This is a genomic window from Aliivibrio sp. 1S128 (assembly GCF_001691065.1).
In the GTDB taxonomy this organism is placed as follows: Bacteria; Pseudomonadota; Gammaproteobacteria; order Enterobacterales; family Vibrionaceae; genus Aliivibrio.
Window position 1 is genome coordinate 25,728 of record NZ_MAJV01000047.1, and the last position, 26,993, is coordinate 52,720.

Annotated in this window: 22 protein-coding genes; 8 read left to right on the forward strand and 14 right to left on the reverse strand. The window is 39.4% G+C overall.

Features of this window, described 5'->3' with window-relative positions; genetic code table 11:
• Nucleotides 1–14: 14 nt before the first annotated feature.
• Genes A6E03_RS07365 through A6E03_RS07390 form a run of 6 tightly spaced genes read right to left on the reverse strand, consistent with a single transcriptional unit; the run spans nt 15 to nt 7,821 of the window.
• On the reverse strand, nt 15–2,219 hold the full coding sequence (locus A6E03_RS07365; protein ID WP_065600528.1) for a hypothetical protein: 2,205 nt from the start codon (nt 2,217–2,219) through the stop codon (nt 15–17).
• A 20-nt stretch (nt 2,220–2,239) separates the two neighbouring features.
• Nucleotides 2,240–3,844, reverse strand: coding sequence for a hypothetical protein (locus A6E03_RS07370; protein ID WP_065600529.1), 1,605 nt, complete (start codon nt 3,842–3,844; stop codon nt 2,240–2,242).
• A 48-nt stretch (nt 3,845–3,892) separates the two neighbouring features.
• Entirely contained in the window at nt 3,893–4,459 is a 567-nt protein-coding gene (locus A6E03_RS07375) for an ECF-type sigma factor (protein WP_065593267.1), read from the reverse strand.
• The gene (locus A6E03_RS07380) at nt 4,459–5,895 is read right to left on the reverse strand and encodes a chromosome partitioning protein ParA (RefSeq protein ID WP_065600530.1); all 1,437 of its coding nucleotides are present in this window, start codon (nt 5,893–5,895) and stop codon (nt 4,459–4,461) included. The genes A6E03_RS07375 and A6E03_RS07380 overlap by 1 nt, the downstream gene beginning before the upstream one ends.
• 3 nt (nt 5,896–5,898) lie before the next feature.
• Nucleotides 5,899–7,236 carry a serine/threonine-protein kinase gene (locus A6E03_RS07385; protein WP_065593269.1) on the reverse strand — a complete coding sequence of 446 codons (1,338 nt, stop codon included), beginning with the start codon at nt 7,234–7,236 and terminating at the stop codon, nt 5,899–5,901.
• 21 nt (nt 7,237–7,257) lie between these two features.
• Nucleotides 7,258–7,821: an outer membrane beta-barrel protein gene (locus tag A6E03_RS07390; RefSeq protein ID WP_065593270.1), complete on the reverse strand. Its 564-nt coding sequence runs from the start codon at nt 7,819–7,821 to the stop codon at nt 7,258–7,260.
• Nucleotides 7,822–8,059: 238 nt separating this feature from the next.
• On the opposite strand from A6E03_RS07390, the gene A6E03_RS07395 reads away from it, so the two are divergent.
• Nucleotides 8,060–8,641 carry a hypothetical protein gene (locus tag A6E03_RS07395; protein WP_065593271.1) on the forward strand — a complete coding sequence of 194 codons (582 nt, stop codon included), beginning with the start codon at nt 8,060–8,062 and terminating at the stop codon, nt 8,639–8,641.
• Nucleotides 8,642–8,725: 84 nt separating this feature from the next.
• Here A6E03_RS07395 and gorA read toward each other — a convergent pair whose 3' ends face one another.
• A complete protein-coding gene (gene gorA / locus A6E03_RS07400) occupies nt 8,726–10,081 on the reverse strand; it encodes a glutathione-disulfide reductase (protein ID WP_065600531.1) in 1,356 nt (451 codons plus the stop codon).
• A gap of 213 nt (nt 10,082–10,294) precedes the next feature.
• Nucleotides 10,295–11,134, reverse strand: a complete 840-nt coding sequence (locus A6E03_RS07405; RefSeq protein WP_065593273.1) for a 23S rRNA (adenine(2030)-N(6))-methyltransferase RlmJ — start codon at nt 11,132–11,134, stop codon at nt 10,295–10,297.
• Nucleotides 11,135–11,286: 152 nt separating this feature from the next.
• On the opposite strand from A6E03_RS07405, the gene prlC reads away from it, so the two are divergent.
• Nucleotides 11,287–13,329, forward strand: coding sequence for an oligopeptidase A (gene prlC / locus A6E03_RS07410; RefSeq protein WP_065600532.1), 2,043 nt, complete (start codon nt 11,287–11,289; stop codon nt 13,327–13,329).
• Nucleotides 13,330–13,565: 236 nt separating this feature from the next.
• Here prlC and A6E03_RS07415 read toward each other — a convergent pair whose 3' ends face one another.
• Both A6E03_RS07415 and cyaY read right to left on the reverse strand, forming a co-directional pair.
• A complete protein-coding gene (locus A6E03_RS07415; protein WP_083201850.1) occupies nt 13,566–14,999 on the reverse strand; it encodes a M48 family metalloprotease in 1,434 nt (477 codons plus the stop codon).
• A 127-nt stretch (nt 15,000–15,126) separates the two neighbouring features.
• Nucleotides 15,127–15,441: an iron donor protein CyaY gene (gene cyaY, locus A6E03_RS07420; RefSeq protein WP_065593276.1), complete on the reverse strand. Its 315-nt coding sequence runs from the start codon at nt 15,439–15,441 to the stop codon at nt 15,127–15,129.
• Nucleotides 15,442–15,522: 81 nt separating this feature from the next.
• Between cyaY and A6E03_RS19800 the strand changes: the two genes are divergently transcribed.
• The 5 genes from A6E03_RS19800 (at nt 15,523) to xerC (ending at nt 19,475) form a co-directional block, all read left to right on the forward strand.
• Nucleotides 15,523–15,642: a lipoprotein gene (locus tag A6E03_RS19800; protein ID WP_080889821.1), complete on the forward strand. Its 120-nt coding sequence runs from the start codon at nt 15,523–15,525 to the stop codon at nt 15,640–15,642.
• Between the two features lie 68 nt (nt 15,643–15,710).
• Nucleotides 15,711–16,964, forward strand: coding sequence for a diaminopimelate decarboxylase (gene lysA, locus A6E03_RS07425; RefSeq protein ID WP_065593277.1), 1,254 nt, complete (start codon nt 15,711–15,713; stop codon nt 16,962–16,964).
• Nucleotides 16,965–17,042: 78 nt separating this feature from the next.
• On the forward strand, nt 17,043–17,873 hold the full coding sequence (gene dapF, locus A6E03_RS07430; protein ID WP_065600534.1) for a diaminopimelate epimerase: 831 nt from the start codon (nt 17,043–17,045) through the stop codon (nt 17,871–17,873).
• The gene (locus A6E03_RS07435; RefSeq protein ID WP_065593279.1) at nt 17,870–18,571 is read left to right on the forward strand and encodes a DUF484 family protein; all 702 of its coding nucleotides are present in this window, start codon (nt 17,870–17,872) and stop codon (nt 18,569–18,571) included. Before dapF ends, A6E03_RS07435 begins: the two co-directional genes overlap by 4 nt.
• Entirely contained in the window at nt 18,564–19,475 is a 912-nt protein-coding gene (xerC, locus tag A6E03_RS07440; RefSeq protein WP_065593280.1) for a tyrosine recombinase XerC, read from the forward strand. Before A6E03_RS07435 ends, xerC begins: the two co-directional genes overlap by 8 nt.
• A gap of 146 nt (nt 19,476–19,621) precedes the next feature.
• Here xerC and A6E03_RS07445 read toward each other — a convergent pair whose 3' ends face one another.
• Both A6E03_RS07445 and A6E03_RS07450 read right to left on the reverse strand, forming a co-directional pair.
• The gene (locus A6E03_RS07445) at nt 19,622–20,419 is read right to left on the reverse strand and encodes a Cof-type HAD-IIB family hydrolase (RefSeq protein WP_065600535.1); all 798 of its coding nucleotides are present in this window, start codon (nt 20,417–20,419) and stop codon (nt 19,622–19,624) included.
• Nucleotides 20,420–20,556: 137 nt separating this feature from the next.
• A complete protein-coding gene (locus tag A6E03_RS07450; RefSeq protein WP_065593282.1) occupies nt 20,557–21,522 on the reverse strand; it encodes an alpha/beta fold hydrolase in 966 nt (321 codons plus the stop codon).
• Between the two features lie 245 nt (nt 21,523–21,767).
• Here A6E03_RS07450 and A6E03_RS07455 point away from each other — a divergent pair, with 245 nt between their 5' ends.
• Nucleotides 21,768–22,985 carry an EAL and HDOD domain-containing protein gene (locus tag A6E03_RS07455; RefSeq protein ID WP_065593283.1) on the forward strand — a complete coding sequence of 406 codons (1,218 nt, stop codon included), beginning with the start codon at nt 21,768–21,770 and terminating at the stop codon, nt 22,983–22,985.
• Between the two features lie 83 nt (nt 22,986–23,068).
• Here the strand turns inward: A6E03_RS07455 and A6E03_RS07460 are convergent, their stop codons facing one another.
• Both A6E03_RS07460 and pckA read right to left on the reverse strand, forming a co-directional pair.
• The gene (locus tag A6E03_RS07460; protein WP_065600536.1) at nt 23,069–25,039 is read right to left on the reverse strand and encodes an AsmA family protein; all 1,971 of its coding nucleotides are present in this window, start codon (nt 25,037–25,039) and stop codon (nt 23,069–23,071) included.
• A gap of 177 nt (nt 25,040–25,216) precedes the next feature.
• Nucleotides 25,217–26,842 carry a phosphoenolpyruvate carboxykinase (ATP) gene (gene pckA / locus A6E03_RS07465; protein WP_065593285.1) on the reverse strand — a complete coding sequence of 542 codons (1,626 nt, stop codon included), beginning with the start codon at nt 26,840–26,842 and terminating at the stop codon, nt 25,217–25,219.
• Between the last annotated feature and the right edge of the window lie 151 nt (nt 26,843–26,993).

Below are 26,993 nucleotides of genomic sequence, written 5' to 3' on the forward strand. Positions count from 1 at the left end.
TGAAATACAGTAAGTTAATCTTTTAAGTTATTAAAACTAAAAGAAATTTCCTCATATTTAGCCGCGTACGGTGTATTGACTTCACCATATAAAGTATGAATCGCAGAAGAGAGTCGTGATTGGCTTGAAAAATCCACATGGCAATCACTGCCTTTATCTTCATATGTAGTCTCTAAGTCCCACATCATTGGATTTCCCATAATGGAATAGTCAGCGGTAAATGAATAGATACTGGTCGCTTGGTCACATGTCATATTATGTAAAATTAAATTAGCATCGGCACTGCCTGCTTCTCCTGCTTCAACTCGAGATGGCATAGAGGCAGTGACACTTAATAATTGTGGCTGGTTGTTATTATCTAAAAAAGCAATCTGACTTGTTACGTCAGTATCTACTGGCTTAGCGAGCAACGAATTAATTATCTCGGTTGATAAATACCCCGTATACAAGCTATACATGCTTTCATCACCCATGCTTTCGCTGTTATGCATTAGTAAATGTGACTCATCATTAATGGTTATCTCTTGGGCTTGATAAGTTATTGTCATAAATTCACCATCCTCTTCTAGCTCAAAAGTAATGCGGTTTGAGGGCTGATCTCGCGTATATTGACCATAATTCTCAAACCCATTACTTTCACTTGGGATAGTGCTTTCAGAAAAAACAGGGCATTGGCTATAACTCTCTAAAATACGAGCATAAGAATAGAGGCTTGAATCCGTAGAGTTAAAGTAGCGGATCTCACACACCACACCAGCTCCAAGGTGATTACCTGATTCATCTCTTAATGATTCTATGGGCTTGATATAAATAAAGCGATCTTCAAGGTCGGCACCGTTAGTTATTGTTGGTGGTAAGTAATTAGATTTAACTTCTGGAAGCGTAAAAATGGCATCTACATGGTCACCTTGCTTATCTACACCAGAAATTATTAGCGTTTTTCCTGCTTCGGCCGCATATAAAGGCGTGCCCTCAATCGTCATTGATGAGGTATTTTGATCAAAAGACTGAAGCCCGCTAATATCAATGCGCTTTAACTCAACATGGCTAAAGGTATCTGTCGGATTATTAAATAATGAGTTTAATAGTAGGGTGGTACGAAACGGCTCATCAACAGAGAGATCCCACTGATTAATCTTAGTTTGCAGTTGCGCGTGTTTCTCTATATTAACACTGAGGTTATTATTATCTTGAAGAATAGTTAATTCAAACGTGACGCTGGTCGTGGACACGGTTTCATAGCTATTTTTAGGGTTATCAATCGTGCCTAAATTAAGCCCAATGTCATCCATAGTTAAGATGATAAGGTGTTTTCCTCCACCTGAAACTAGGTTCGTCGGTGATAATTTAAGGTTGCTACCCCATAGAATACTTGCAGTAATACCTGTCGCCGATAAGGTTGGGCTATAAAGGGTGATTGGCGATGCGTTACTGCTGTTACCGAGGTCGATATCGTTATTAAATAAATCGAAAAGAGAAGCTTCAAACCCGTCAAAAGCGGTGCCCTTTAGTGGGCTTGGTAAACTTTGTTGTAAATAGGCCGCAAGACTAGGGTTTATGGTTATGGATGCATTACATACTCGCTCTCCTTTGGCCGTTACACTCAAGGTTTGTTCTGCGATGCTGCACTTAATAGGATTATTGGCTAACTGACTTGCGGTTGATGCAATAAGTAATGAGTTCTTTTCATAGGCTATTGGGTCACTGATTTTAGTCGCAGTTAAATACTCTGCGGTATCTGTGAGTACAGTATTTTGTTCATTGATAAAGTGGGAGAAAAGGGGGCTTTTTTCTGTGTTTGTGATCCCTAATTCTGATTCAACCTTATTTATTGCGTTTTGCTTTAGTATCACTTCTTCTTTGGTTGTTCTTGCCTGATTTCTCTCTTTATTCATCTCAATTACCACTAAATCAGTCAGAGATGAGATGATTTTTTCGTTGTTAGGGGTGCGTAAAACCAACGTATTATCTTGCGATTTAACGGCGAGATCTCCCGTTAGCTTGGTGGTTGACGGTAAGCGAAATTTACCTTTCATGTCCGTTGTGGTTAGTGTTGGCTCTGAATCCGTGCTTTGCATGCCATCATGGTTTATATCATCAAAAATAATGGCGTTTGGCATTGCTGGCACGGTTTGATGTGCAGTATCAAGCAATAGGTCATCGTTACACCCTGTTAAGGCGAAAAGAATAGTAACGGAAAGAATGCGTTTTTTTATCATGAGTGTCTCTATTATTAGTCTTATTTATTTGGGTCGTGATAAATCAAATTTAATTTAAGCTCTTCCACCATATGAGCGTATTCAGGTTTTGGCTTGAGAACGTAGCTGTAGACTTCTCCTTCTACAAATTCATGGTAGTCATCGTAATCTAAATCGAGATAAACAAATGTCTTATTGATGCTCGTGTCAGTTCTCATTTCACATTCAATCGGACTGCCATTGCGGTCATCTAAGGATGTGGAAATGATCTCACTGAATTCACCTGGGCCACCCATCGTGGAGCTTTGATAAAAATAGGTGATGTCTTCGCATCGCATATCATGGGTTTGAGAGTTAATGTTTAAATCCGAATCAGATTGATAATAAAGTGAATCAATTTTCCTATTATCAAAAATGTAAATGCCAGCGGTTACCGGTAAATAAGTGTATTTATTTTGTATGGTTGCATCCTGGCTATTCCGTACAGGTAAGAGGTATTCAAATTTTTCCATTTGATATTGCTCCTGCCCGGTAGTGATATTTAAACGACTCTCCATTGCTGTTTTGTCTTTTAATAGCGTATATGTCTCAACATGTTTACCGCTGGACACGGTGGCTAAGTGGCTCTCTCCTTTCCCCTTTGTTGAGAGGTATGAATGTTTGATATCCCAAATTAGATTGGTATCAAATACCGATCGATTACTGATCACAACCAACGTCTGACCTTCTAAATGATAGGTACCAATTTGCTGTAATTGCGCATCATCAGGGCAGGTTTGCTTAGTTGTACTTTTGGCATAATAGGCTTGGTCATTGATAAATTTAAAGGCTTCACAATAAACCGTCTCATACTCAAATCCTTCATCTAAAAAGAGATAACTACTTTCTAATCGGTACCATATTTGGTCTAAGAGAGGATGTTTTTTCTCTGTGATTGGAGCGTCACCGAGTGTTGGAAGATCAAAACTAGCGTGCACCCAAGCGTCTTCATTATCGCCATGTTGCTCATCTCTGGCGGAGATAATAAGTGTGCTTGGCTGCTCACTTGGTTTTGGTATTCCAGTAATGAGCAGCGCCCCTCGGTTTTTGAGACGTAAGCCCTCAGAGAAAAAAGTCACACGAGTAGTTATAAAGTCGCTCTCAGCATCGATAAATAATCCGTGAAAATTAAATACATAATTCACAGGTGTTGATTCAGTGAACTCCCAATGGTTTAAGTGTTCTTGAAGGCGTTGTTGTATATTTTTATTTATCTCTGGTTTTTGATTTTTCTGTGAAAAAAATTGTTTATTTTCTAATGGTGTTGAGAATGCAATTGATGAGTGAGCATCACTTAAAAACGAGGCTAGAGGCACCTCTGCCTCATTGTTTTTATTTGTAGAGATAGCTATAGGCAGTAGTATTGATGTTTGTTGTTCTTTCTTTTTTGTAATTATCCCATCAGAGCTTGAATGCATTTGGCCTATCATAGGCCAGTTGGTTGTTTTTGTTTTATCTGTATGATTCTCTTCGTTTTTAATTGTATTGGTCGTTTGTTTTTTTTCTGTGCTTGACGTCGGATCCATATAAAAAAAACAGCCGCTTGTGAGTGAAATAATGGCAAAACTAACCCAATAGATAGACGATAATGAAAAACGAACAGCCATTTTAAAGACCTAAAAAGTAAGAGGGGCGACAAGAGAAAAGTAATGGGTTTATGCCATTCTTGACTGTAACCAACAACGAGAGAATTTGAGGTCCTTTTCAATCAAACTGGCGCTACACTCTAAGAGTGAACAAATTTCTTTGTTTTGTAAGCCCATTAAATATTTGAGTTTGATGACATTCGATTGACGAGGATATCGAACACTAAAGGTATCTAGCACTTTATCCATGATGACAAATAACTCAAAACGGTCATTATCTTGTTCTATAGTGGTGGTCTTTTGGCGTTTTTTTGCTTGTAAAGTGCGCGCATTATCGATCAGAATTTGACGCATAATTTTAGCGGCCATGAGAAAAAACTCACGCTTTGAGCTTATATCTTCCAGGTCAGAATGAGACAACTTGATGTAAGCATCATGAATTAAAGCGGTGGTGCTGTTCATGCTGTCATTGATTACATTATTATTGTCACCGTATTTTTCAGCAATACGTAAACGTTCTTCTTTGGCAATGTGGCGTAGGTGTAGATAAGCAAATTGATATAATTGGTTTTCTGCCCCTTTATTACCTGATTGCCATTGATGAATTATTTGAGTTAATTCTGATGAGTTTGTCATTATGTTCGTCCTGTTATTTTTCTAAACTCGGAGATCCGGAAAGTATTCATCTCTTCTGACCCATTAGGGTATCTGTGCTTCTCTTGTTGGTAGCGATAAAGTAAGCCTTTATCCCATGTCGCACCGGCAGGAAGGTATTCCCAGGAGGTGTACTGTGGTTTTTTTCCTTTTTCATGCCAACGAACAAGTAAATTCATTTGTTCTAATTCGGCATAAGGTTCTGGGTTTTGTACCCACCACATATCCCCATACCGCTCGGTTACGTCGTTTGTATATGACGTTTTATTCGTAGAACAAATTTCTTTTTTTGATTGGGTGGTCAGTATTCTTTTATTTTCAATCAGTAGACAAGATTGCGTTATTTTTTCTCCTTCATATTGAGTCTGCTGCCAAACACCTTCGAAGGCGATAGTACTTCCTTTTGTCTTTTCATAAACAAAACCAAATGACTCACCTTTATTTAGGTATTGAATATGTTCATTCTTTCCTAATCCTTGTGTTTTACTCATGTATAGTTGGGTTTCAGGATCAAAGTTCATAGCAACAGAACGATACTTCCAACTGTCTTCATCTTGGCGATTCTCAACACTAAATCCATTCAGGTCGCTACGAGTGCAACCTGAGACGGAACAAGCAATAAGGCCTCCCCAACCTAAAGCTTTTTGGATTGGGATTTGATCATAAGATAAGGCTTTTTCTTTTATTAACTGACAACCTTTAAAGTAATCTCCAATACTTGGATATTGTGTGAGGTATTCTGTCCCGATCGAATACTCTATTCTTCCTAATGGTGGTGAGTATTTAGGGTGATCTTTGTATTTTAAGTCGTAATAGCAACGACGGCCTCTCCAGTCTTGTTTTTGAATATAAACAGAGACTAACTGCTTATTTAAAGGGCGATAAATCACTTCGTTAGAGGTGAAGTTTTTTTCAATATAGCTTTGACTTTGATTAAGGTGATGTACCGCGTCTTTGATAGAAACGAGGTCTAAATCTAATTGTTGTGCAGACTGGTCAAGCGTAGAGAGATCAATATTTTTTAATTGTTGTTGAAATGCGGTATCGGATAAGGCTTGGCTAGCTAAGATGATCTCGTCACGGTTATTTGGTGTGCTGTCTAATGAGAGCAATAAACGGGTAAGGTTGATGCTTTTACTTGGTGTCGTGCTAGCTAGGGTTGGGGTGATCACCTCTTGAGCAGACAGTGTACTAATTAAATAACCAGAATTATTCTTACCAAGGAAAAAATGCACCACATCACCCGAGCGGTAATCAAAAGCGCCTTTATTAGTGACACCTGAGAGATTTGAACTGGTTTCGTAATAGAGCCCAGTAACAGGGGAGTCAATAAAAAAGCCCGTTTTTACTTCCGAATTGGCGTGACTGACAGTCGTGATACTTAATAGTATAAGTGGAATCCATTTCATTTTTTTCATGGTTTATTCTTCTAAATATGACGCATTATGTGGTTTGGTTTGGCTATTTTCTATGGATCTTTTGGGTGCAGGAGTCATCATCGCCAACAACATTTTTTGTTTGATATGGGTCGGTAAGTCGGGATTTGAAAGAATTCGGCGACGAGTCAGCTCTAAGATTGACCCTACAGTAACTTGCGCCGATCTTGTTCCTTTCGCATGAAACAGTAAACGAGTCACTTCATACATCATATTTTCTGCAATTTGTTTTTCTTGTTCTAATTTTTGGTTTTGTAAGACCAATACAATAGAAAAACTGAGGCTTAATATGATTAATGCACTTGCCAATAATGATTGTAATGGTCGACGTTTTATCAAGCAGCGTAATGTATACAATGGCGTGTTTTTTTTACTTGTTAGTGGCCGATATTCTATTATTCGGGTTATCTCTTGACGCAGTTCAAGTACAGAAATATAGCGTTCGCTTGGCTCGGTTTGGGTTGATTTTTGTTGTACGGCAAAAATGTCAGAATTAGGCATTTCATTCGGAAACAACAAGGTTAAAATTTTACCCATTGAGTAAATGTCACTCTGTTGTGTTAAATAGTCACCTGCTTTTTGTTCTGGACTAGCGTATTCCTTACTGTAAGCAAGTACATTCATGTTCGTACTCACTTGATGTTGAACTTTTTGCGTTAAATTAAAATCGATTAATTTTGGTGTTCGTTGTCCATCAATTAAAATATTTTCAGGCTTTAAATCCGCGTGTAATACTTGATGTTGATGAGCATGTTCAATCGCTTCACAAATATGTTGAAAAAGCACCAATTTTTGTTTTTTTGAGGGCGCTTCGCTAATAAGATAACTATCTAAGGTGTGGCCATGAATTTTTTCCATGACCACATAAACGTATTCTTCATATCGCCCACCATCAAACACTTTGGCAATGTAAGGATGATTCAGGCGAGCTAATAATTGCGCTTCTTCAAAAAGAGCGTGCTTACTTAATACGTTATTTAATATAGGCTGAATGAATTTAATAGCTAATTCTTGCTCGAAGGTATCATCTGCACGATGCGCAGAATAAACCACTCCCATACCGCCACGACCCAATTCATTAGTAAGTTTGTATTTATCAATTATTTGATGGCTAAAATCCCAATCATTAAGATCTGTTTTTTGGATGGTAAATTGAAACAGTTCAGCAATTTGATCGGATTCTTCATGCTCAAGAAGAGGTAATATCTCTTGGTATAGTGCAAGGTTTGTGATTTTAAGTTGCTGTAAATAATCCTGCTTTTGTGCAGGATTATAATCCATTAACTGATAGAAAATTTCAGTTGTAGTGCTACCTAGTGCCATGTGTATATTCTTATTATAATATTAAAATGAGTAGCTCATTCCTGCATAAGTACCTGTGCTAATTAATTCAATGTGTTCTATATCGGTTTTTAGTTCTTTATAGCCTAGGTAGGTAGAAAGTCCTGATTTAAAATCATAACCAACTTCAATGCCATACTGAAACCCTGTATTAACGTGGCTTACTTCAGCGTCATAGGTTTTAAAATTAGAATCTACTTTGCCAACACCTAATAATATAGCCGAATAAAGTAGAGTCTCTGAATTAACAAATTTAGGTTTTAGATTTACAAAGACCGCTGAACTTTCGACAATCATTTCATGTAAATAGTTATTTTCCCCAAGTTGTCGATATTCAGCTTCAATGCCTAACTTGACCAGCTTATGTATATTAAAGAGGTAACCTACATGGGCGTTATAACCAATCTCTGATGTTTCATTAAGGGGACTTGAAAATCCATCTAATTTGGTTTCATTACTGATGCTAAGATCGGCACCAAAGTAAAGATGGCCTATGTCATTTGCATAAGTATATGTGCTTAATAATCCAATAAGGAGAGTGGTTAGTCGAGAGGCTGACTTATTCATTGGGGGAATGCATATTTATAAATTTGGCGCATTCTATATGTTTAGGCCTGTAAGTCAATTTAAAGGTGGCTATATTGTATGAAAGTTGAGGGGTAGAATAACTTCTTTATTTTTAGAGTGTTACTTTCATTATTACACTAACGTAATAGTCATTTTCTTTTTACTGGGATAGTCATTTTTCAAATAAAGCTTACACTTAGTCTCATCAAATCGAGTTAATGCATAGAAGGTAATCATTATGGCTGAACACAACACTCCGCAATTTCAAGTTGGACAAACGTTTACAGATCACCCGTTCCAAGAAGGTGATGGCGCAATGCTTGAGTTGTTCCGTAATGACTTACCAAATATGCTTTATGTCGGTCTTGCTAATATCACCGCTGATGAACAAGCGATGTTAGGCCAAACCGGTGCGCAACTTGGTGTCATTACCTCTGATAATGGGGGTTGTTTGGTTGTGGTTAGTTTTGGTGATCTAGCATTTGAAATGCAATTAAACTCAGCCGCTATTCCTGAAGATTACTTCACACTGACAGAAGATAAAGCTCTATCTGTTTCTATGATAGCGGTAGATACTGCAACCAATTTATTGTGTGCGATTCGTGAGTTTACGTTGCCAGAAGCATTGAGCTGTCAATTCATTGAAGTGACCAAAGCGCAACGTGCATTAAGCGATGTAGATGTCGTAAATATGGAAAACATGCAGTTAATTAATTCACTAACACCAGAAGCTCTGCAAGAAAAAATGGAGTTTCATCCCCTACAAAGTGTGATCGCTGCACCGACTTGTGGTTGTGGTCATCATCATCACTCGCATTAAATTTAAATACAAATTAGAGAACAAAAACGCCGCCAATATTAACTATTGGCGGCGTTTTTATCGTTAAAACAGTCTAAAAATAGACTATCTCATCGTTACAAATTCTTCAGAACCTGTTGGGTGGATAGCCACAACGGCATCGAAATCAGCCTTAGTTGCGCCCATCTTCATTGCTACTGCAAAACCTTGGATCATTTCATCAACGGTGAAACCGATACCGTGTAGGCCAACCACTTTTTCATCTTCGCCCGCACAAACCAGTTTCATTTTACAAGGTTGACGATGCTTAGTAACGGCGGTGTACATAGCCGTGAAGCCTGATGTGTACACTTTTACGTTGTCTTTGCCGTATTGCTCATCAGCTTCTTGTTCAGTAAGACCAATCGTACCAATCGGTGGGTGACTAAACACAACCGTAGGAACTAATGTGTAGTCCATTTTTGCGTTTGTTTGACCGTTGAATAGACGCTCAGACAATAAACGACCCGCTTTAACTGCGATAGGTGTTAGCTCGATGCCACCTTCCATGATGTCGCCAACACAGTAGATGCCTTTTACGTTAGTTGATTGGTATTCATCAACTTTGATGTAACCGCGATCGTTAGTAGCAACGCCTGTTTTTTCTAGGTTGATAGCATCAGTCGCTGGGTGACGACCAATCGCCCAAATTAGGGTATCAACGTTTTGGCTTTCACCGTTTTCTAGGTGAAGCGTTAGGCTGCCATCGGCTTCTTTTACTACTTCTTTTGGTACAGAATGAGTATGAAGGGTTGGGCCTTCTGTGTTCATTACTTCAACTAACGTATCGATGATCATTGGGTCAAAGCTACGTAGTGGAGATTCTTTACGAACGAATAAATGAGTTTCTGTGCCTAGAGAGTGAAGAACGCCAGCAATCTCTACCGCAATGTAACCAGCACCAATAATCGCAACGCGTTTTGGTTGTTCAGTGATCTCAAAGAAACCATTTGAATCAATACCGTATTCTGCACCTGGGACATTAGGGATGGTTGGACGACCACCAACAGCAATAAGAATATGATCGGCTGTGTAATGTTCGCCATTTACTTCAACAGTGTTTGCATCAACAAACTTAGCGAAGCCTTTAATTACGTTTATTTTATTGTTACCAAGAACGCGATCGTAAGATTCGTGAATACGACCAATGTACGCTTGGCGGTTTTCAACCATTTTGCTCCAATTGAATTTTTTCAGTTCAACATCAAAGCCGTAATCTTCAGCGTATAAATTAATCGCTTCAGCAACTTGAGCACCGTGCCACATTACTTTTTTAGGAACACAGCCCACGTTTACACACGTGCCGCCAAGCTCTTGCGCTTCAATAAGAGCAACTTTTGCGCCGTGCATAGCCGCACGGTTTGCTGATGCGATACCGCCAGAACCACCACCGATACAGATATAATCAAAATGCGTAGCCATTACTTTCTCTCCAATAATTTTTTAATTCTTATTACATACTATGTATGAAATGCGACCAAATTTTTCTTTTTCAAGGCCTACGAGGTTTCAAAAGCGATGAGAATTCAGATCGCTTCGCTTGCAGGTTTCAGGAAGGAGATAAAACTGAGCAAATGCTATCTTTTTTCCTGAATCCTTTAAGGGAGCTTGCGACCGGCCTGAACCCTTATTTTTTTATTCTGGAACAATCCACTCTACTTTAAAGTGACCAGTTGCAGGTGCAATTGCTTCTTTTAAGAAAGGCAAAATCGTATTCATTTGGCTTTCTAATTTCCACGGTGGATTAATGACGATCATGCCAGATGCGGTCATGCCACGCTCGTTAGTATCCGCAGAAACACCTAACTCAATTTGCAGAATGTTACGGATATCTAATTTTTTAAGGCCTTTGATCATATCGTCGATGTCACAACGATTAACCACAGGATACCAAATCGCATAAATACCTGTAGCCCAACGCTTGTGGCTTTGGCCAATGGCGTTAACTACGTCGTAGTATTCTTTTGCAAGCTCATAAGGTGGGTCGATTAAGACTAATCCTCTGCGCTCTCTTGGTGGAAGACTTGCTTTTAATCGTGCAAAGCCGTCTTCTTTATAAATAGACACTTGGCGATCACGATCAAATTCTTGTTCAAGTAATGGGTAATCTGATGGGTGAAGTTCGGTTAATACCATGCGGTCATAGCAACGGATATGCGCGCGACCAACACATGGAGAACCTGGGTAATAGCGTAATTCACCGTCTTCGTTTAATGCTTTTACGGCATCAAGGTAGCTGGTAATTTCTTCTGGAATGTCTGTTTTATCCCAAATACGTTCGATACCTTGTTTGTATTCACCTGTTTTTTCAGACCATTCATGCGTTAAATCGTAACGGCCAACCCCTGAATGGGTGTCGTGATAAACAAATGGCTTATCTTTTTGAGTTAATGAATTAAGGATAAGGCTTTGAACAATGTGTTTAACTACATCGGCATGGTTGCCTGCATGAAAACTGTGACGATAACTTAGCATGGATGAACTCTCACTATTGGAATCTTATGATTATACCCAAGTTTATAGCTCAATGTGTGTACTCTTGCATCAGCCATTGAAATTTTATCCATTAAGCACCATCTTTAAGGGATAAGCCGATCCTAAAAATGAAAAATAGAAAAGGAATGAATATGTCTAATCCGTTACTTACCTTTACTGATTTACCACTGTTTTCTCAAATTAAGCCTGAACACATTCAGTCTGCGGTAGAACAAGCCATTGCAGATTGTCGCGCTAAAGTGGAAGAAGTATTAGCCTCTGATGCTGCGCCAAGTTGGGAGAGCATTATTATCCCTCTAGCAGAAACCGATGACCGCCTAAGTCGCATTTGGTCACCAGTGAGCCATTTGAACTCAGTGCAAAACAGTGAAGCATTGCGTGAAGCGTATGAAGCGTGTTTACCTGCGTTATCTGAGTACGGAACATGGGTTGGTCAAAATAAAGGACTGTACGAGGCGTATAAATCAATTAAACAGAGTGACGCGTTTGCAACGCTGTCTCAAGCTCAACAAAAAACAATTGTTGATGAGCTGCGTGATTTTGAATTATCAGGCATTGGCTTACCGGCGGATCAACAAAAACGCTACGGTGATATCAGTAAGCGTACGTCAGAATTAAGCTCAAACTTCAGCAACAATGTACTTGATGCAACCATGGGTTGGTCAAAACACATTACCGATGAAGCGGAATTATCAGGTTTGCCAGAATCTGCAATGGCCGCCGCAAAAGCCGCAGCCGAAGCAAAAGAGTTGGACGGTTGGTTACTGACACTAGAAATGCCATCGTACATTCCAGTAATGACTTATGCTGATAATAAACCACTGCGTCGTGAAATTTACGAAGCGTTCGTGACTCGCGCATCGGATCGCGGTCCAAATGCAGGAAAGTGGGATAACACCGATTTAATTTCTGAAGAGCTGCAACTTCGTCATGAAGTATCACGCCTACTGGGTTTCTCTTCGTACAGTGAAAAATCATTAGCAACCAAAATGGCGGAAAGCCCAACGCAAGTGCTTGGTTTTTTAAATGACTTAGCAGCGAAAGCGAAACCACAAGGTGAGCGTGAAGTACAAGAGCTAAAAGCCTTTGTAAAAGAAGAATTTGATATTGATGAGTTGGATCTGTGGGATGTAACGTATTACTCTGAAAAATTAAAACAAAAGCTATATCAAATATCTGATGAAGAGCTACGCCCTTACTTCCCAGAATCAAAAGCCGTCTCTGGCCTATTTGAAGTATTAAATCGTGTGTTTGGTATGACAGTGGTAGAGCGTGAAGGCGTTGATGTATGGCATGAATCAGTGCGTTTCTTTGATATCTTCGATTCAACCAACACCTTACGTGGCAGCTTCTATTTAGATTTATACGCGCGTGAACACAAACGTGGTGGCGCATGGATGGATGAATGTCGTGTTCGTCGTTTAACTGAAAATGGCGAACTGCAAACGCCAGTGGCGTACCTAACGTGTAACTTCAGTAAGCCTGTTGGTGGTAAGCCAGCACTATTTACTCATGATGAAGTGGTTACTTTATTCCACGAATTTGGTCACGGTATTCACCACATGCTAACGCAAATTGATGTGGCGTCAGTGTCTGGTATCAATGGCGTGCCTTGGGATGCGGTTGAATTGCCAAGTCAGTTTTTAGAAAACTGGTGTTATGAAGAAGAAGCGTTGGCGTTTATTTCTGGTCACTATGAAACGAGTGAGCCGCTACCAAAAGAGATGCTAGATAAAATGCTGGCGGCAAAAAACTTCCAATCAGCGATGTTTATTTTGCGTCAGTTAGAATTTGGCATGTTCGACTTCACTTTGCACACAAACTACGATCCTGATCTAGGTGCAAAAGTATTAGAAACGCTAGCTGAAGTAAAAGCGAAAGTAGCGGTATTACCAAGTGTTGAGTGGAACCGTTTCTCTCATAGCTTTAGTCATATTTTTGCAGGCGGTTATGGTGCGGGTTATTACAGCTACCTATGGGCAGAAGTATTATCAGCAGATGCGTTCTCGCGTTTTGAAGAAGAAGGCATTTTTAATACAGAAACAGGCCAAAGTTTCTTGAATAATATTCTTGAAATGGGTGGCAGTGAAGAGCCTATGGAGTTATTCAAACGCTTCCGTGGTCGTGAGCCACAAGTGGATGCCATGTTACGTCATGCGGGTATTGGTGCGTAATTAAGCCGTTATAACAACGAAAAATAAAAGGGTCTCAATATGATATTGAGGCCCTTTTTTTATATCGATATATTTATACCAATCGTAGTAAATAATTGTTCATCCTAGCTTGTTAAAATGCTCGATAACTGCGTTGGAATTTTTGATTGTAGAATAACTACTTATCAGAAAACTCCGCCTTGTTTTCAAGCATTTTTCCTTCGCTATTTCTGGTCACTGACTTACTGTGATTGGTATTATTTTTTATAAGGTTGAGTGACGACGATTTTTACTTTTTGATCTTGTTGTAATGGCGCATTTCCTTTTAAACCATTCCATACCGCAACCCCTTCAGCCGATAACTGGGAGTCATTACGTTTGGTTAATGTATTTAAGTTCTCACCATTACGAGCGGTTACAACCCTTATTTCTTGCTGAGTGATAGTCGCAATTTGCTGGTTGGTTATCGGTTGCAGTGATGTCGCAGATGACGTTATTTCATCTTTATTATTATCAGTACTTAACGTTAAAACCTGATAAGTCATGTCATTAAAATCTAACCAATATTGATTGATAAATGCCTTTTTATCCGCACTATCATCAATCAATTGCACGTTATACATGCTTGCTCCCCACGGTAAATCGATGGTGTTGACTTGAGCTGCGTAATTGTATTTTTGTTCTAAATATTGACTGAATCGATGCGCGGTTTGTTCTGCGGTATATTCTGGCTCAGAAACAGAGAGAGCAACGAATCCATCTTGCGTGTCATTAATGGCAGCAACGACTTGAGGTTGGTTAACCGTTTGCCAATCTTTAGGGAAATTAATGGTGAAGCCCATCGTAGGCTGCAAGAAAAGAGAATCAGTAAATGTACCGTTTTCTGGATTGTTACCAACAACTAACCCATTGAGGTAATTAAGAAAGTTAGAATGAATAGGCGGCAATGAAGCGGCAGTTAATATACTAGCAGAGTGATCAACATGGCTTACGCGTTCCGGAGTGTAAGGGTGGCTATCAAAGTAGCTTTTTTCTGTTTCTTTTTGTGTTTCAAACTCTACCGCGTGATTTAGACGCGTTAAAATTACGCCCATTGCCATTGGGTCATAACCCGCCTTTGCGGCTAATGCGACACCGAGATCATCAGATTCTGTTTCGTGAGAACGGCTGTAATTCGCCATTAAAAGGCTACTGCTAAAAGCGAAGGGAGTATTAATTAAATTGCCTAAATCTTCATTGATGACACTTCCGACAATGTTGCCGGGCAATTGGGTTATCCCAGGCAGAATGCTGCGTTTCATTTGCTGTATTGAATGCCTTTCCGTTACATGAATAATTTCATGGGCTAATACGCAAGCGAGTTCATCTTCGCTGTTCATCAGATTTAATAAGCCACGAGAGATATAAATATATCCTCCTGGCAGTGCGAATGCATTGGGTACAGGATCATCAACGACTTCAAATTTAAAATCAAATTGAGGAGAGTCAAGATTAGAAACTAAACGAGCCCCGACTTGTTTTACGTATTGATCGAGTGATTCATTGTTGTATAACCCCATTTGTTGCTCAATAACCAGTGAGTTTTTTTCACCGACCGATTTGTCGTAATTTGGGCTTACTGAACAACCAGAAAGAGAGAACGCGAGTAGTGCAGAAGCACTTATTTTAAGTAGGGCGTGTGTCTTATTCATCAGCACTCCTTTGTTGAGAATAATTAGAAACGATTTTTTTAACGTAGCAAGATATTGATATTTTGTATTGGGAAGAGGCGAATAAGCTCCTTTGAATGAATCAAGGGAGCTTGAAATACATTAATGGTTAAGCCCACTCAATATCTTCATCTGCGTGCTTTTGGCACTCTTCTTTTACCATTTCGATAAATTCCATGCCTGTTTTAGAGCATGTCCATTTCTCATCAGTATAAGCGAAGTGGAAGCCGCCAGATTTTGACGCTAACCAGATCTCGTGCATTGGTTCTTGTTTGTTGATCACGACTTGGCTGCGGTTTTCAAATTCTAGTGTTAAAACGTTACCCGTGATTACTGGCTCAATATCGGCACCAGATTCATCAATCATATCTTCGATTAATTGCAGTTTTGCATCGACTAACTCGTGAAATTCAGTGTTATTCATCTTATTTATCCTATTGCTTTTCTTGGCTGTGGTGCGATTATAGAGAGCATAACCAGATATTAACACTAATGGTAAAATCTTATGCAAAAAAGAGTGATGGCGTTAATGCTATTGAGTGCCTTAACACTGGCAGGTTGTGGTCAAACGGGTTCGTTGTACATGCCTGCAGATGACGCACCAAAAACAGAAGTAGCAGAATAATTTATTTGTAGTCAGTGTATTTAATAATCACTGACTAATAAGCACTGAACTAGACAAGGAAGACGACATTGGATTATTTCAATTATAAGGATGATGGACAACTTTGGGCTGAAGAGTTACCGGTTGCACAATTAGCAGAGCAGTATGGCACGCCATTATATGTATATTCTCGCGCGACATTAGAGCGCCACTGGAATGCATTTGATAGCTCGGTAGGTGAACAACCTCATCTTGTGTGTTACGCCGTAAAAGCGAACTCAAATATCGGTGTGTTAAATGCACTTGCCCGTTTAGGTTCAGGCTTTGATATTGTGTCTCAAGGTGAACTTGAGCGTGTTGTAGCCGCTGGTGGCGATCCGACAAAAGTGGTGTTTTCTGGCGTTGGTAAAACGGCTGTGGAAATGCGTCGTGCATTAGAACTTAATATTAAATGTTTTAATGTTGAGTCGGAACCAGAGCTTGAACGCTTAAATACCGTGGCTGCTGAAATGGGTGTTGTTGCACCTATATCATTGCGAATTAATCCTGATGTCGATGCAAAAACACACCCATATATTTCAACGGGTTTGCGTGATAATAAATTTGGTATCGCGTTTGATCGTGCACCTGAAGTATACAAATTTGCACAAACCCTATCGAACTTAGATATCCAAGGTATTGATTGTCATATCGGTTCTCAGTTAACGGATATTACGCCATTCATTGATGCCACTGATCGTCTTCTTGCCTTGATTGATGACTTAAAAGCACAAGGTGTCAATATTCGTCACCTTGATGTGGGTGGTGGTTTAGGAGTGGTTTATCGTGATGAATTACCACCGCAACCATCAGAATACGCAACGGCGTTATTAAGTCGTTTAGTGGGTCGTGAAGATCTTGAATTGATTTTTGAACCGGGTCGTGCAATTGCAGCAAATGCCGGTATCTTGGTCACTAAAGTTGAATTCTTGAAGCACACAGAGCATAAAAACTTTGCCATTATTGATGCGGCAATGAATGACTTGATGCGTCCTGCATTATATCAAGCGTGGCAAGATATCGTGCCAGTGGCACCTCGTGAAGGTGAAGCGCAAAGCTATGATTTAGTTGGGCCTATTTGCGAAACCGGTGACTTCTTAGGTAAAGATCGTGATCTAGTTCTCGAAGCTGATGACTTGCTTGCAGTTCGTTCATCTGGAGCCTATGGTTTTGTTATGTCATCAAACTATAATACGCGCACTCGCGCAGCAGAAATAATGGTCGATGGGGACCAAGTTCATCTTGTTCGTAAACGAGAAGAGTTAAGTTCTTTATGGGAACTAGAATCCATCTTACCAAACTAACTTAAATTAAAGAGCAAGCAGCTTAACGTTACTTGCTCTTTTGGTATTCAACCTAAAATATAAAAAAGAAGAACAACTATGCACTTTCATTTTTCTAAAATGCACGGGCTTGGCAATGACTTTATGGTGGTTGACTGCTTAACTCAAAATATTTTCTTTTCACCAGATTTAATTCGTCGCCTAGCGGATCGTAATCGTGGTATTGGTTTTGATCAGCTATTGGTGGTTGAAGCTCCCTATGATCCTGAAACTGATTTTCACTACCGTATTTTTAACTCTGATGGCACAGAAGTAGAGCAATGTGGTAATGGCGCTCGCTGTTTTGCACGTTTCGTCAGAATGAAAGGCCTAACCAATAAAATCAGTATTTCGGTTAGTACTAAAAAAGGCAAAATGACGTTAAAAGTGGAAGATGATGATCAAATTACAGTGAACATGGGTGAACCTGTATTTGAACCAAATAAAATTCCATTTAAAGCAACACAAGCTGAGAAAACGTATTTACTACGTGCCGATGATAAAACACTGTTTTGTGGTGTCGTTAGTATGGGCAACCCACATTGTGTCACTGTCGTGGATGATGTTGATAATTATGACGTTGATAAATACGGCCCGTTAGTGGAAGGTCATGAGCGTTTTCCTGAGCGTGTGAATGCTGGCTTTATGGAAATCGTGTCACCAAATGAAGTGAAATTACGTGTTTATGAACGCGGCGCTGGTGAAACTCAAGCGTGTGGAAGTGGCGCGTGTGGTGCGGTTGCTGTCGGTATCATGCAAGAACTATTAGGGGAAGACGTTAAGGTATCTTTACCTGGTGGTTATTTACAAATTTCATGGAAAGGCCCAGGTTACCCATTGTTTATGACCGGTCCCGCAACACATGTTTATGATGGTCAATTATCTATATGAATGGCGTAACACCAATCGAGCCGCAATCCACTCAGCTAACTGAAGATATTGTGGCTCAATTTTTGATGGACCATCCTGATTTTTTTCAGCAGCATCCAGAATTACTTGGACGAATAAAAGTAGACACGCCTGAACGAGGCGTGGTTTCTTTGGTTGAAGTGCAAGTCAGTAAATTACGTGAGCGCATTGGTGATTTAGAAGAAGAAATTACTCAGCTCATGTCGCTTGCAGCAAAGAATGATCGTTTATTTCATGATTTTTCAAATGTACAAAAACAACTGTTGGCTTGCGAGGGGTTTTCTCAAGCGGCAAAAATCATTGAACAAAAAGCACTGTCTCTTAATTTAACTGCGCACATTAAAATTATTGATCACTCTCACCCTAAATATAATATTAATAAAATCGCACTCGATAATTTCACCAAAAAGTTTTTGAATGGGCATTCCGCCTATTTAGGACGCTTGCGTCAAGCTGAGCGTGATAACTTATTGGCCTATGATGGGCTAAACCAATCAAGTACCCAATTGGGTTCATTTGCTATTCTTCCATTAGGGCAATCTAAGCCTGTTGGGATCATGGCATTTGCTAGTCGTGATGGCGGGCACTTTGAACCGAATATGGATACGCTATTTTTAGAACAGCTGGTTAGTGTGTTCCATTATTTATTAATGCAATGGTCGAAAACTTCTCATGAGTGATGCACTTCCACTTCAATATTCAAAACACCTTGATGCTTTTTATGAATTCTTACGTAATGAAAAAGGCTTAAGTATTTATACTCAGCGTAGCTATAAGCGCCAACTCACTACCATCGCAGAGCAATTAGTCGAACTTGGTGTGGAGTCTTGGCAAGATGTTGATGCGGGCTGGGTTCGCCAAATTACCAGTAAAGGGATGCGCTCAGGGTTAAAAGCGAGCAGTCTATCGACTCGATTATCTTCATTACGCAGTTTTTTTGATTTTCTTGTATTCCGTAACGTATTAACGGCAAATCCTGCTAAAGGGGTATCTGCGCCTCGTAAATCTCGTCCATTACCGAAAAATATTGATGTGGATGAAATGGGGCAATTACTAGAAGTAAATGGAGATGACCCATTATCAATTCGAGACCGAGCGATGATGGAGTTGATGTATGGTGCAGGTTTACGTTTGGCTGAACTCGTCGGGATTGACGTTCGTGATATTCAATTACGTCAAGGCGAACTGCGCGTCATCGGTAAAGGGGATAAAGAGCGTAAAGTTCCGTTTTCTGGTCAGGCGAAAGAGTGGTTAGGTCATTGGCTACAAGTACGAAACCAATTGGCAAAACCGGAAGAAAAAGGGTTATTTGTCTCTAAATTGGGCGTTCGTATTTCGCATCGAAATGTGCAAAAACGAATGGCGGAATGGGGAATGAAGCAAGGGGTAAATAGTCATATTAGCCCGCATAAATTGCGTCACTCTTTTGCTACACACATGCTTGAATCGAGTGGTAATTTACGTGCAGTACAAGAGTTACTGGGCCATCAAAATATTTCTACGACTCAAATATACACCCATTTAGATTTTCAACATCTTGCTCAAGCGTATGACAAAGCCCACCCAAGGGCGAAGAAAAAATAACAAAGTGACCGGATGAAAATAGAAAAAGCCAGATGAGTATAACTACGCATCTGGCTTTTTTATGTTCGCTACTTTTTTATATTAACTGTTTGTTTTTAAACAGTAGTTAACCATTTGGCCTATGATGGGCCAATCAGTCAATAAGCTTATTTTAGCAGTAAGTTTTCTAAGTAATGAGCAACGGCTTCGTCGGCAGATGAGCCGATAACTTCATTATTTGGCAGGGCTTTTTTTACTTTCTCATGCGATGTGCCCATCACGATCCCTTTACCTGCCATGCTTAACATTTCATAATCATTCATGCCATCACCAAACGCGATGCAGTTTTCTAATGTCTTACCTAATAATTTAGCAACCGCTTCTAACGCTGCGCCTTTAGATACTTCTGAGGCCATCACTTCTAAACACCAAGGTGTAGAGAATGCCACCATGAGTTGGTCACCAAACTGTGCTTTTAATTGGTCTTCATATTGAACTAAATATTCATGTTCAGGCATGGTGATGAATATTTTCGCCATGTTTTCTACTGGCGGATTATTCACATCAAATAAAGTGTAAGTGAACCCATTATCATGAAATTCTTTTAGCTTCTCATCTTCTTGGTTCAAGAACCATTTGTCGTCTGAGTACATATGAATAGACAGCTTTTCATCATGCTTTAACAGGTCGATAACTTGAGGAATTAAGGCTTCAGGAACATTCTTGCTATAAATAAGATTGTCATCAATATCATGAACACGAGCACCATTAGAGGTGATCATGTAAGCAGGGATACCCACATCATTGCGAATATTGCCCACATCAATGTGGTGGCGACCAGTCGCAAAAATAAAGGTTAATTCTTGTTGGTGCAGTTTATTAAGTGTTTTTTTAGTGAAATCAGCAATTTTGTGTTCTGGAGTAAGCAGTGTGCCGTCAAGATCAGATGCAACAATAGTAATCATAAAGCCTCAGAGGAAAAGAAAAGAATAGACTCGAAGTCAACTGAGGTCAGTTTACGTGACTTTATAAGGAAAAAAGAGGGTAAAGATAATAATATTGACCTTCCTCTTTTTTCTTTAGTGGATCGTCACGTTTTTAATTATTTATTATGTTGAGAAAAGAAAGCTAAGATCTCGGTCAGGGCTTGATTTCGACACACGTCGGATTCAAATAGAAGTTCATGCTTTGCCTCTTTAATAGTGATGAGTTGGCAATTGGCTGCTTTTTTTTGAAAGGCGATGTGCGCATTATTATCGACAATACGATCATTTTCTCCCTGCAATAACAAGGTTGGGATAACACAAGATGCTGCTTGTTTAATGCATCGCTTTGAGCCTTTTAAGCTTTGGTTTACCCAATGATTACTTGGGCCACCAATTTGAAGTTCAGGTTTTGAGTCGTATAATTCTCTAAACCACTGGTAACGAACTTCACTGTGAGTCAGCGTGTTATTTAGAAAAGGTTTTGCATGATAAGGTTCTTGGCCCAATGCATAGGACGGTTGTGAAGCCCAGCGGCTCAAATAATGGCTAATTGGACCCGCTATTGGTTTTAACCAAGGTTGTATATGAATACCGTGCATTGGTGCGCTTAATGCGAGTGCTGAATATGGATGTGGATGAGTTTCAACATATTGGGTTGCAATAGCTCCCCCCATAGAGTGGGCGAGTAAATAGCAATCTTGATAATGCTCGGGAGTAATTAAGTGCTGAGTTATGTTATTTAGATCGAGAACATAATCATTAAAATCTTCGATATGGCCGATGTCACTATTTGCTGTTAATCGCTCGGATAAACCTTGCCCACGGTGATCAAAAGAATAAATATCATACCCTTGGCAAAACAGGTCATAAAATAATTCTTGGTATTTATGAACGCTTTCAATACGTCCATTTACCACCATAATAGCTTTGGTGTTTGTAGGGCTAGTAAAGCTAATCCAATGAAGAGAGGTCTCTTTTTCTCCTTGAAAGAATCCGTATTGACGTTTTTCCCAAAAAGGGGTGATGTTGTTTTTTATTGCTTCAAGGTAGTTTGCTTCTTGGGTAAAGATGACTTTTTTCATTAGGCTCACAGCATGATTATTAATACGGGTTCCATATTATTATAATAACAATAATGAAATGTGTATCATATTTTGGTAAGTTCTTGCACAGTTCTTAAGCAAGCGCATTTTTTTACTCATTTGATTAGACTACTATGCTTTTTTAGTAGGTCGGCATTGATTTTAATTACTCAAGATTTGGAGTGATTCGCCGATATGATTGTTTATCATACCTATATATTTTCACAGGATACCGTTTTCCAGTTATGTATGCATACGTTGCCCGACAACCGATACTTAATCGAAAAAAACAAACGATAGGGTATGAGTTACTTTTTCGTGATGGTGAGACTAATGCGTTTCCTGAGATGGAAGCAAATCAGGCCACGTGTCGATTATTAGTTGAAAACTTTATGTCGGCGGGAACTAACCCTGCATTAGAGTCTCCTCGTAGTTTTATAAATTTTCCTCAAGAATCTTTACTTTCTCTTATTCCAACGGCTTTCCCTAAGCGAAAGATAGTGGTCGAAGTATTAGAAACCTGTATTCCTAATGATGAGCTTTTTAGTGCAATTAAACATCTTCATCGAATGGGCTACATTATTGCTTTAGATGATTTTAGTTTGGATCCTGAGTGGGACCGATTTTTACCGTATTCACACATTGTTAAATTAGACATTATGCAATTAGGCATTGATGTTGCGTGTGATTATGTCAAAAAGAAAAAGAAAGAGGGCTGCAAGCGCCATTATTTAGCTGAGCGCGTAGAAACTTACAACGAGTTTGAGCAAGCATTTGACGCGGGTTTTCATTTTTATCAAGGTTACTTTTTTAGTAAGCCACAAATTATTAAAAATCGAGTCGTGAAACCTGAAGAAGTATTAACGATGCAGTTATTTCAGGAAGTGTGCCGTGAAGAGGTAAATTTCGCTCGGATTGAGCAATTAATTGCCCAAGACGTATCCTTGTCTTATCAGCTTCTTAAGTTTGTAAATACAACCTCTGTTCGACTTGAAAAACCAATATCTTCATTCAAACAAGCGTTAGTTTATTTAGGCGAAGAACAAATTAAACTGTTTGTCACTTTAGTTGCCACTGCACATGCCGCAATTAATAAACCAAAAGAGCTTTATAAGCAGTCTTTAATAAAAGGACGCTTTTGTGAATTAATGATTTGCCGTTGTCAAAATGGAACGCCAGGACAACAAGCTTTTATTGTGGGTTTATTTTCCCTACTTGATGCTCTGCTTGATCGTAAATTAGATGATGTTTTAGAGCAGTTGTCATTAACGGACGAAATTGAACAAGCGATCCTACTTCGTGTGGGTTTACTTGGGTCAATGTTAGAGTTATATGAAAGCATTAAGTCTGGTGACTGGGATCTTATTGATAAAAACAGCCGATTACTTGGTTTTTCTCCTAAGACGGTAGAAAAAACATATCAAGAGGCTGAAGCTTGGTATCAAGGCATTTTGATGAAATAGAATGATTATTTCTTATAAAATATAAAAGCCCCATCAACAGCGATCTGTTGATGGGGCTTTTTGTTTGATGTCAGTAATAACTATTACTGACAATAGTTAATGATCTGAACTTCTTTGGAAAACAGTTTTTGTACTAATTGATGGCATTGCTGAGTTATTGAAGTCACGGTTTGCGCTTTTTCTGGATTGACCAAATCGTAATCCCCTTCAATATTGAAATTAAAGGCATCACCAATAATATTTATTGGTGCAATTGAAATTCGCCCTCTATTTGCCGTTATTTTAATCGGATCAACCTGAATAGGGTAGGTTCTTAGTGGTACTTTTGTATTAATGATTTTTTCTTGTTGCGATGGTTCAAGGTGTTCATTATCGGGCATTAACCCTAATTTTAATTGCCATAATTCTTGCGCTGTTTTGGTGGTTGTCATCTCTCTTGGAATAATCGCTAACTCACCATTAAAGCTGTAATTAAAACTGTCTCGATTAGCCGCAAGACCATTCGCATTTAAGTTGAATTCAGCCACACCTTCTAAGGGGATGGTATTTGGGAAGAAAGCGGTGAGGTAACTGATTGGTAAACCATCACCATAAGCTTCTAATTGCCAAGGCTGGCTATCTTGAGTTAAATAAATACTGCCATTTAATCCAACAAGTCCTTCTGCCAAAGGAAAGAGTGCCCGTTCTATTGTCCATAACCCATTTTCAGCGTTCATCTCTATCAATACCTGCTGACTTAATAGGTAATTAAAGCTGGCGTTAGAGGCACTAAAAGACAGTTTTCCATCCCATAATCCCCATTGGTAATAGCGTAATAAATCGAGATCGCGACCTTCAACGTTTACTCCTGAAACTTGGTAGGGATGTCCATTATCAAGTTGAATCAGCTGAATGTTATTAATGTCCAGATCCGCGATGTTAACTTGTTCAAGTCGCTTGATGTATTGTTGAATAGTGGAGACTTCTTTTTCGCTAAGTAGCCATTTTATTTGGCTTAATGTTAGGGACTTTAAGTTTATTTCGGTAGGGGATATTTTACCTTCAAGTTGAACATTACCATCAAAAATATCAAAAGAAAGCGTTGAGATGTTTGCCTCTTTACCATTGAGCATTAGGTTGAAAATAGGTTTCTCAATGAGGTGTTCATTCCATACCAAGCTATCGGCATTAAAAGAAATATTAGCATTACTTTGTTGCCATAAATGATAAGGCAGTAGTACGTTCTCAGCAGACAAACTTAAATTGTTTACTGAGAACTGAGGAAGCTCAATATTAATATCTAAAAGATCAATTCGTTCAAATTGGTAAGTGAAATGTTGTTCACCAAGCCACGCTAATGGCTTACCAATAATGTCGGCATTGTCAGACTCTAAATTAAATTTTCGCAGCGTGAATTGAGGGATCACCCATAATCTATTCTCTTTGAGTTCAGCTTGAGCGGTGATGGTGCTATCACGCCAAGTGAGCGATATGCCATGTAGTGCCGTGTAATCTTCGCTGTAGTAGCCATCGATCAATACATCATCAAGCGCTTCGCCTTGCCAATATAATTGTTGAGTCGAAAATTGGAAGTCGCCTTCAAATGGCAATGTTTTTTCTTTTTCAACAGACCAATTGGTGAGCTGGGCTTGGGCGTCGCGAATAACCAGATCGTCATTGGCAAAATCTAAATTAGAGATGCTTAATTGATCAATCGAAATCCAATCGAGATGCTCCGTCTTTGGTAATCCATTTTGTAAACTTAACCCATCAATTTTGATGCTATCAAACGCCAATTTATGTTGCTGTATAGGGTGCTGAGACAACCAAAAATCGACATGTTGTATGAGCAATTGATTCTCTGTGTGGATAGTGATTTCTGACAGCGTAAGATGCAAAGGATCTTGAATTGAGTAATTAAGTTTACCAAAAGAGATTGTTTGATCCGATAATTTTTCAACGAGTGGATTTAACAATGGCTGAGCATAAGGGGTATGCAAAAGGGATAAAAATGCGACCACAAGTAGTAGGCAGAAAGTGATAAACCAACCAAGGCTTTTCAGCATGGTATACATTGTTAACTCCAGAAAGAAATAAGAATAGAAAGAGTGGATTAAAAGTGAGGTTCAATCAAGCTATTGTAATGTTTTACTCAAAGGTAATCACTGTTTTGAAAGCCAGACGAGAATCAAAGGAATAAAAAAAGCCCTTCGTTACCGAAGGGCTTGAATTTATCGAGGTATTAACTTGGGTTAGTCAAGTTGAGGGCCTGCTTTAACTAGCGCCTTACCTTCGTCATTATCTGTGTATTGAGCAAAGTTTTTGATGAAGCGTTGTGCAAGATCCTCTGCTTTGCTATCCCACTGTAGAGGGTCAGTATAAGTATCGCGAGGGTCTAGGATTGATTTATCAACACCAGGAAGTGAGGTTGGTACTTCAAAGTTAAACACAGGAATATTTTTCGTTTCAGCGTGATCAATTGAGCCATCTAAAATCGCATCAATGATCGCACGAGTGTCTTGGATAGAGATACGTTTGCCTGTACCGTTCCAACCAGTATTGACGATATACGCTTCTGCGCCAACCGCTTCCATACGTTTTACTAACACTTCTGCATATTGAGTTGGGTGTAGCGTTAAGAACGCCGCGCCAAAGGCTGCAGAGAATGTTGGTGTTGGTTCTGTAATACCACGTTCTGTACCTGCTAATTTTGCCGTAAAGCCTGATAAGAAGTGGTACTTAGTTTGTTCTGGAGTCAGTTTCGCTACAGGAGGTAGGACACCAAATGCATCAGCCGTTAAGAAAATGACTTTATTTGCATGACCTGCTTTTGATACTGGCTTAACGATATTATCTATATGATGAATCGGGTAAGAAACGCGAGTGTTTTCTGTTTTTGAGCCATCATTAAAATCAATCGTGCCATCGTTACGAACGGTGACATTTTCTAGTAGTGCATCACGACGGATTGCATTGTAGATATCAGGTTCTGCTTCTTTAGATAGACGAATTGTTTTTGCGTAACAGCCGCCTTCAAAATTGAAGATACCGTCATCATCCCAACCGTGTTCATCATCGCCAATCAGTTGACGTTTTGGATCGGTTGAAAGGGTTGTTTTACCGGTACCAGATAAACCAAAGAATACAGCGACATCACCTTCTTTACCCACGTTTGCAGAGCAGTGCATAGAAGCAATGCCTTTCAGTGGTAGAAGATAGTTCATCATTGCGAACATGCCTTTTTTCATTTCACCGCCGTACCAAGTACCACCAATGATTTGAACACGTTCAGTTAGGTTGAAGGCAACAAAGTTTTCAGAGTTTAAACCTTGTGCTTCGTAATTAGGGTTTGTCGCTTTCGCGCCGTTCATGACAACAAAATCAGGTTCAAAACTTTCTAATTCTGCTTCTGTTGGGCGAATGAACATATTTTTTACAAAGTGCGCTTGCCATGCCACTTCTGTAATGACACGGACGCATAAACGAGTATCAGGGTTTGCACCACAGTAACCATCAATAACAAATAGACGCTTACCTGAGAGTTGTTCTGTGACTAAGGCTTTTAGATCATCCCAAATAGCAGGAGTGATGGCTTTATTGTCGTTTTTACCTTGATCAGACCACCAAAGTGTATCTTTGGTTGTTTCATCTTTTACGATGTATTTGTCTTTTGGAGAACGACCCGTAAAAATACCAGTATCTACCGAAACTGAGCCAAGCTCAGTCATAACACCACGCTCATAACCTTCTAGGTCAGGGCGAGTCTCTTCTTCAAACAACTGGTCATAGCTTGGGTTACGGAGAATATCGGTAACGCCAGTTAGGCCATATTGAGTAAGATCAAGTTGTGCAGCCTTGTTGTGTTCCATTACAGTCATAGGTGCTCCTTAAAGGAATTTTGTAGGGATTTTTAATATTTTAATTATTTTTTAATATTGTTTACTGCTACCCATGCTACCAACGCGGTAAATTAAAACAGGGAGTCATATCATGAAATAACCACAAAATAGTACAGGTTATTTAATCACC

What these genes read in the sequence shown, in the direction of transcription:
- A6E03_RS07365 (WP_065600528.1), bottom strand. Translation starts at nt 2,219, where the DNA reads ATGATAAAAAAACGCATTCTTTCCGTTACTATTCTTTTCGCCTTAACA.
- A6E03_RS07405 (WP_065593273.1), bottom strand. Translation starts at nt 11,134, where the DNA reads ATGCTAAGTTATCGTCACAGTTTTCATGCAGGCAACCATGCCGATGTA.
- A6E03_RS07460 (WP_065600536.1), bottom strand. Translation starts at nt 25,039, where the DNA reads ATGTATACCATGCTGAAAAGCCTTGGTTGGTTTATCACTTTCTGCCTA.
- A6E03_RS07395 (WP_065593271.1), top strand. Translation starts at nt 8,060, where the DNA reads ATGGCTGAACACAACACTCCGCAATTTCAAGTTGGACAAACGTTTACA.
- xerC (WP_065593280.1), top strand. Translation starts at nt 18,564, where the DNA reads ATGAGTGATGCACTTCCACTTCAATATTCAAAACACCTTGATGCTTTT.
- A6E03_RS07375 (WP_065593267.1), bottom strand. Translation starts at nt 4,459, where the DNA reads ATGACAAACTCATCAGAATTAACTCAAATAATTCATCAATGGCAATCA.
- A6E03_RS19800 (WP_080889821.1), top strand. Translation starts at nt 15,523, where the DNA reads ATGCAAAAAAGAGTGATGGCGTTAATGCTATTGAGTGCCTTAACACTG.
- A6E03_RS07445 (WP_065600535.1), bottom strand. Translation starts at nt 20,419, where the DNA reads ATGATTACTATTGTTGCATCTGATCTTGACGGCACACTGCTTACTCCA.
- prlC (WP_065600532.1), top strand. Translation starts at nt 11,287, where the DNA reads ATGTCTAATCCGTTACTTACCTTTACTGATTTACCACTGTTTTCTCAA.
- pckA (WP_065593285.1), bottom strand. Translation starts at nt 26,842, where the DNA reads ATGACTGTAATGGAACACAACAAGGCTGCACAACTTGATCTTACTCAA.
- gorA (WP_065600531.1), bottom strand. Translation starts at nt 10,081, where the DNA reads ATGGCTACGCATTTTGATTATATCTGTATCGGTGGTGGTTCTGGCGGT.
- A6E03_RS07370 (WP_065600529.1), bottom strand. Translation starts at nt 3,844, where the DNA reads ATGGCTGTTCGTTTTTCATTATCGTCTATCTATTGGGTTAGTTTTGCC.
- A6E03_RS07390 (WP_065593270.1), bottom strand. Translation starts at nt 7,821, where the DNA reads ATGAATAAGTCAGCCTCTCGACTAACCACTCTCCTTATTGGATTATTA.
- A6E03_RS07455 (WP_065593283.1), top strand. Translation starts at nt 21,768, where the DNA reads ATGTATGCATACGTTGCCCGACAACCGATACTTAATCGAAAAAAACAA.
- A6E03_RS07385 (WP_065593269.1), bottom strand. Translation starts at nt 7,236, where the DNA reads ATGGCACTAGGTAGCACTACAACTGAAATTTTCTATCAGTTAATGGAT.
- A6E03_RS07415 (WP_083201850.1), bottom strand. Translation starts at nt 14,999, where the DNA reads ATGAATAAGACACACGCCCTACTTAAAATAAGTGCTTCTGCACTACTC.
- A6E03_RS07435 (WP_065593279.1), top strand. Translation starts at nt 17,870, where the DNA reads ATGAATGGCGTAACACCAATCGAGCCGCAATCCACTCAGCTAACTGAA.
- A6E03_RS07380 (WP_065600530.1), bottom strand. Translation starts at nt 5,895, where the DNA reads ATGAAAAAAATGAAATGGATTCCACTTATACTATTAAGTATCACGACT.
- cyaY (WP_065593276.1), bottom strand. Translation starts at nt 15,441, where the DNA reads ATGAATAACACTGAATTTCACGAGTTAGTCGATGCAAAACTGCAATTA.
- A6E03_RS07450 (WP_065593282.1), bottom strand. Translation starts at nt 21,522, where the DNA reads ATGAAAAAAGTCATCTTTACCCAAGAAGCAAACTACCTTGAAGCAATA.
- dapF (WP_065600534.1), top strand. Translation starts at nt 17,043, where the DNA reads ATGCACTTTCATTTTTCTAAAATGCACGGGCTTGGCAATGACTTTATG.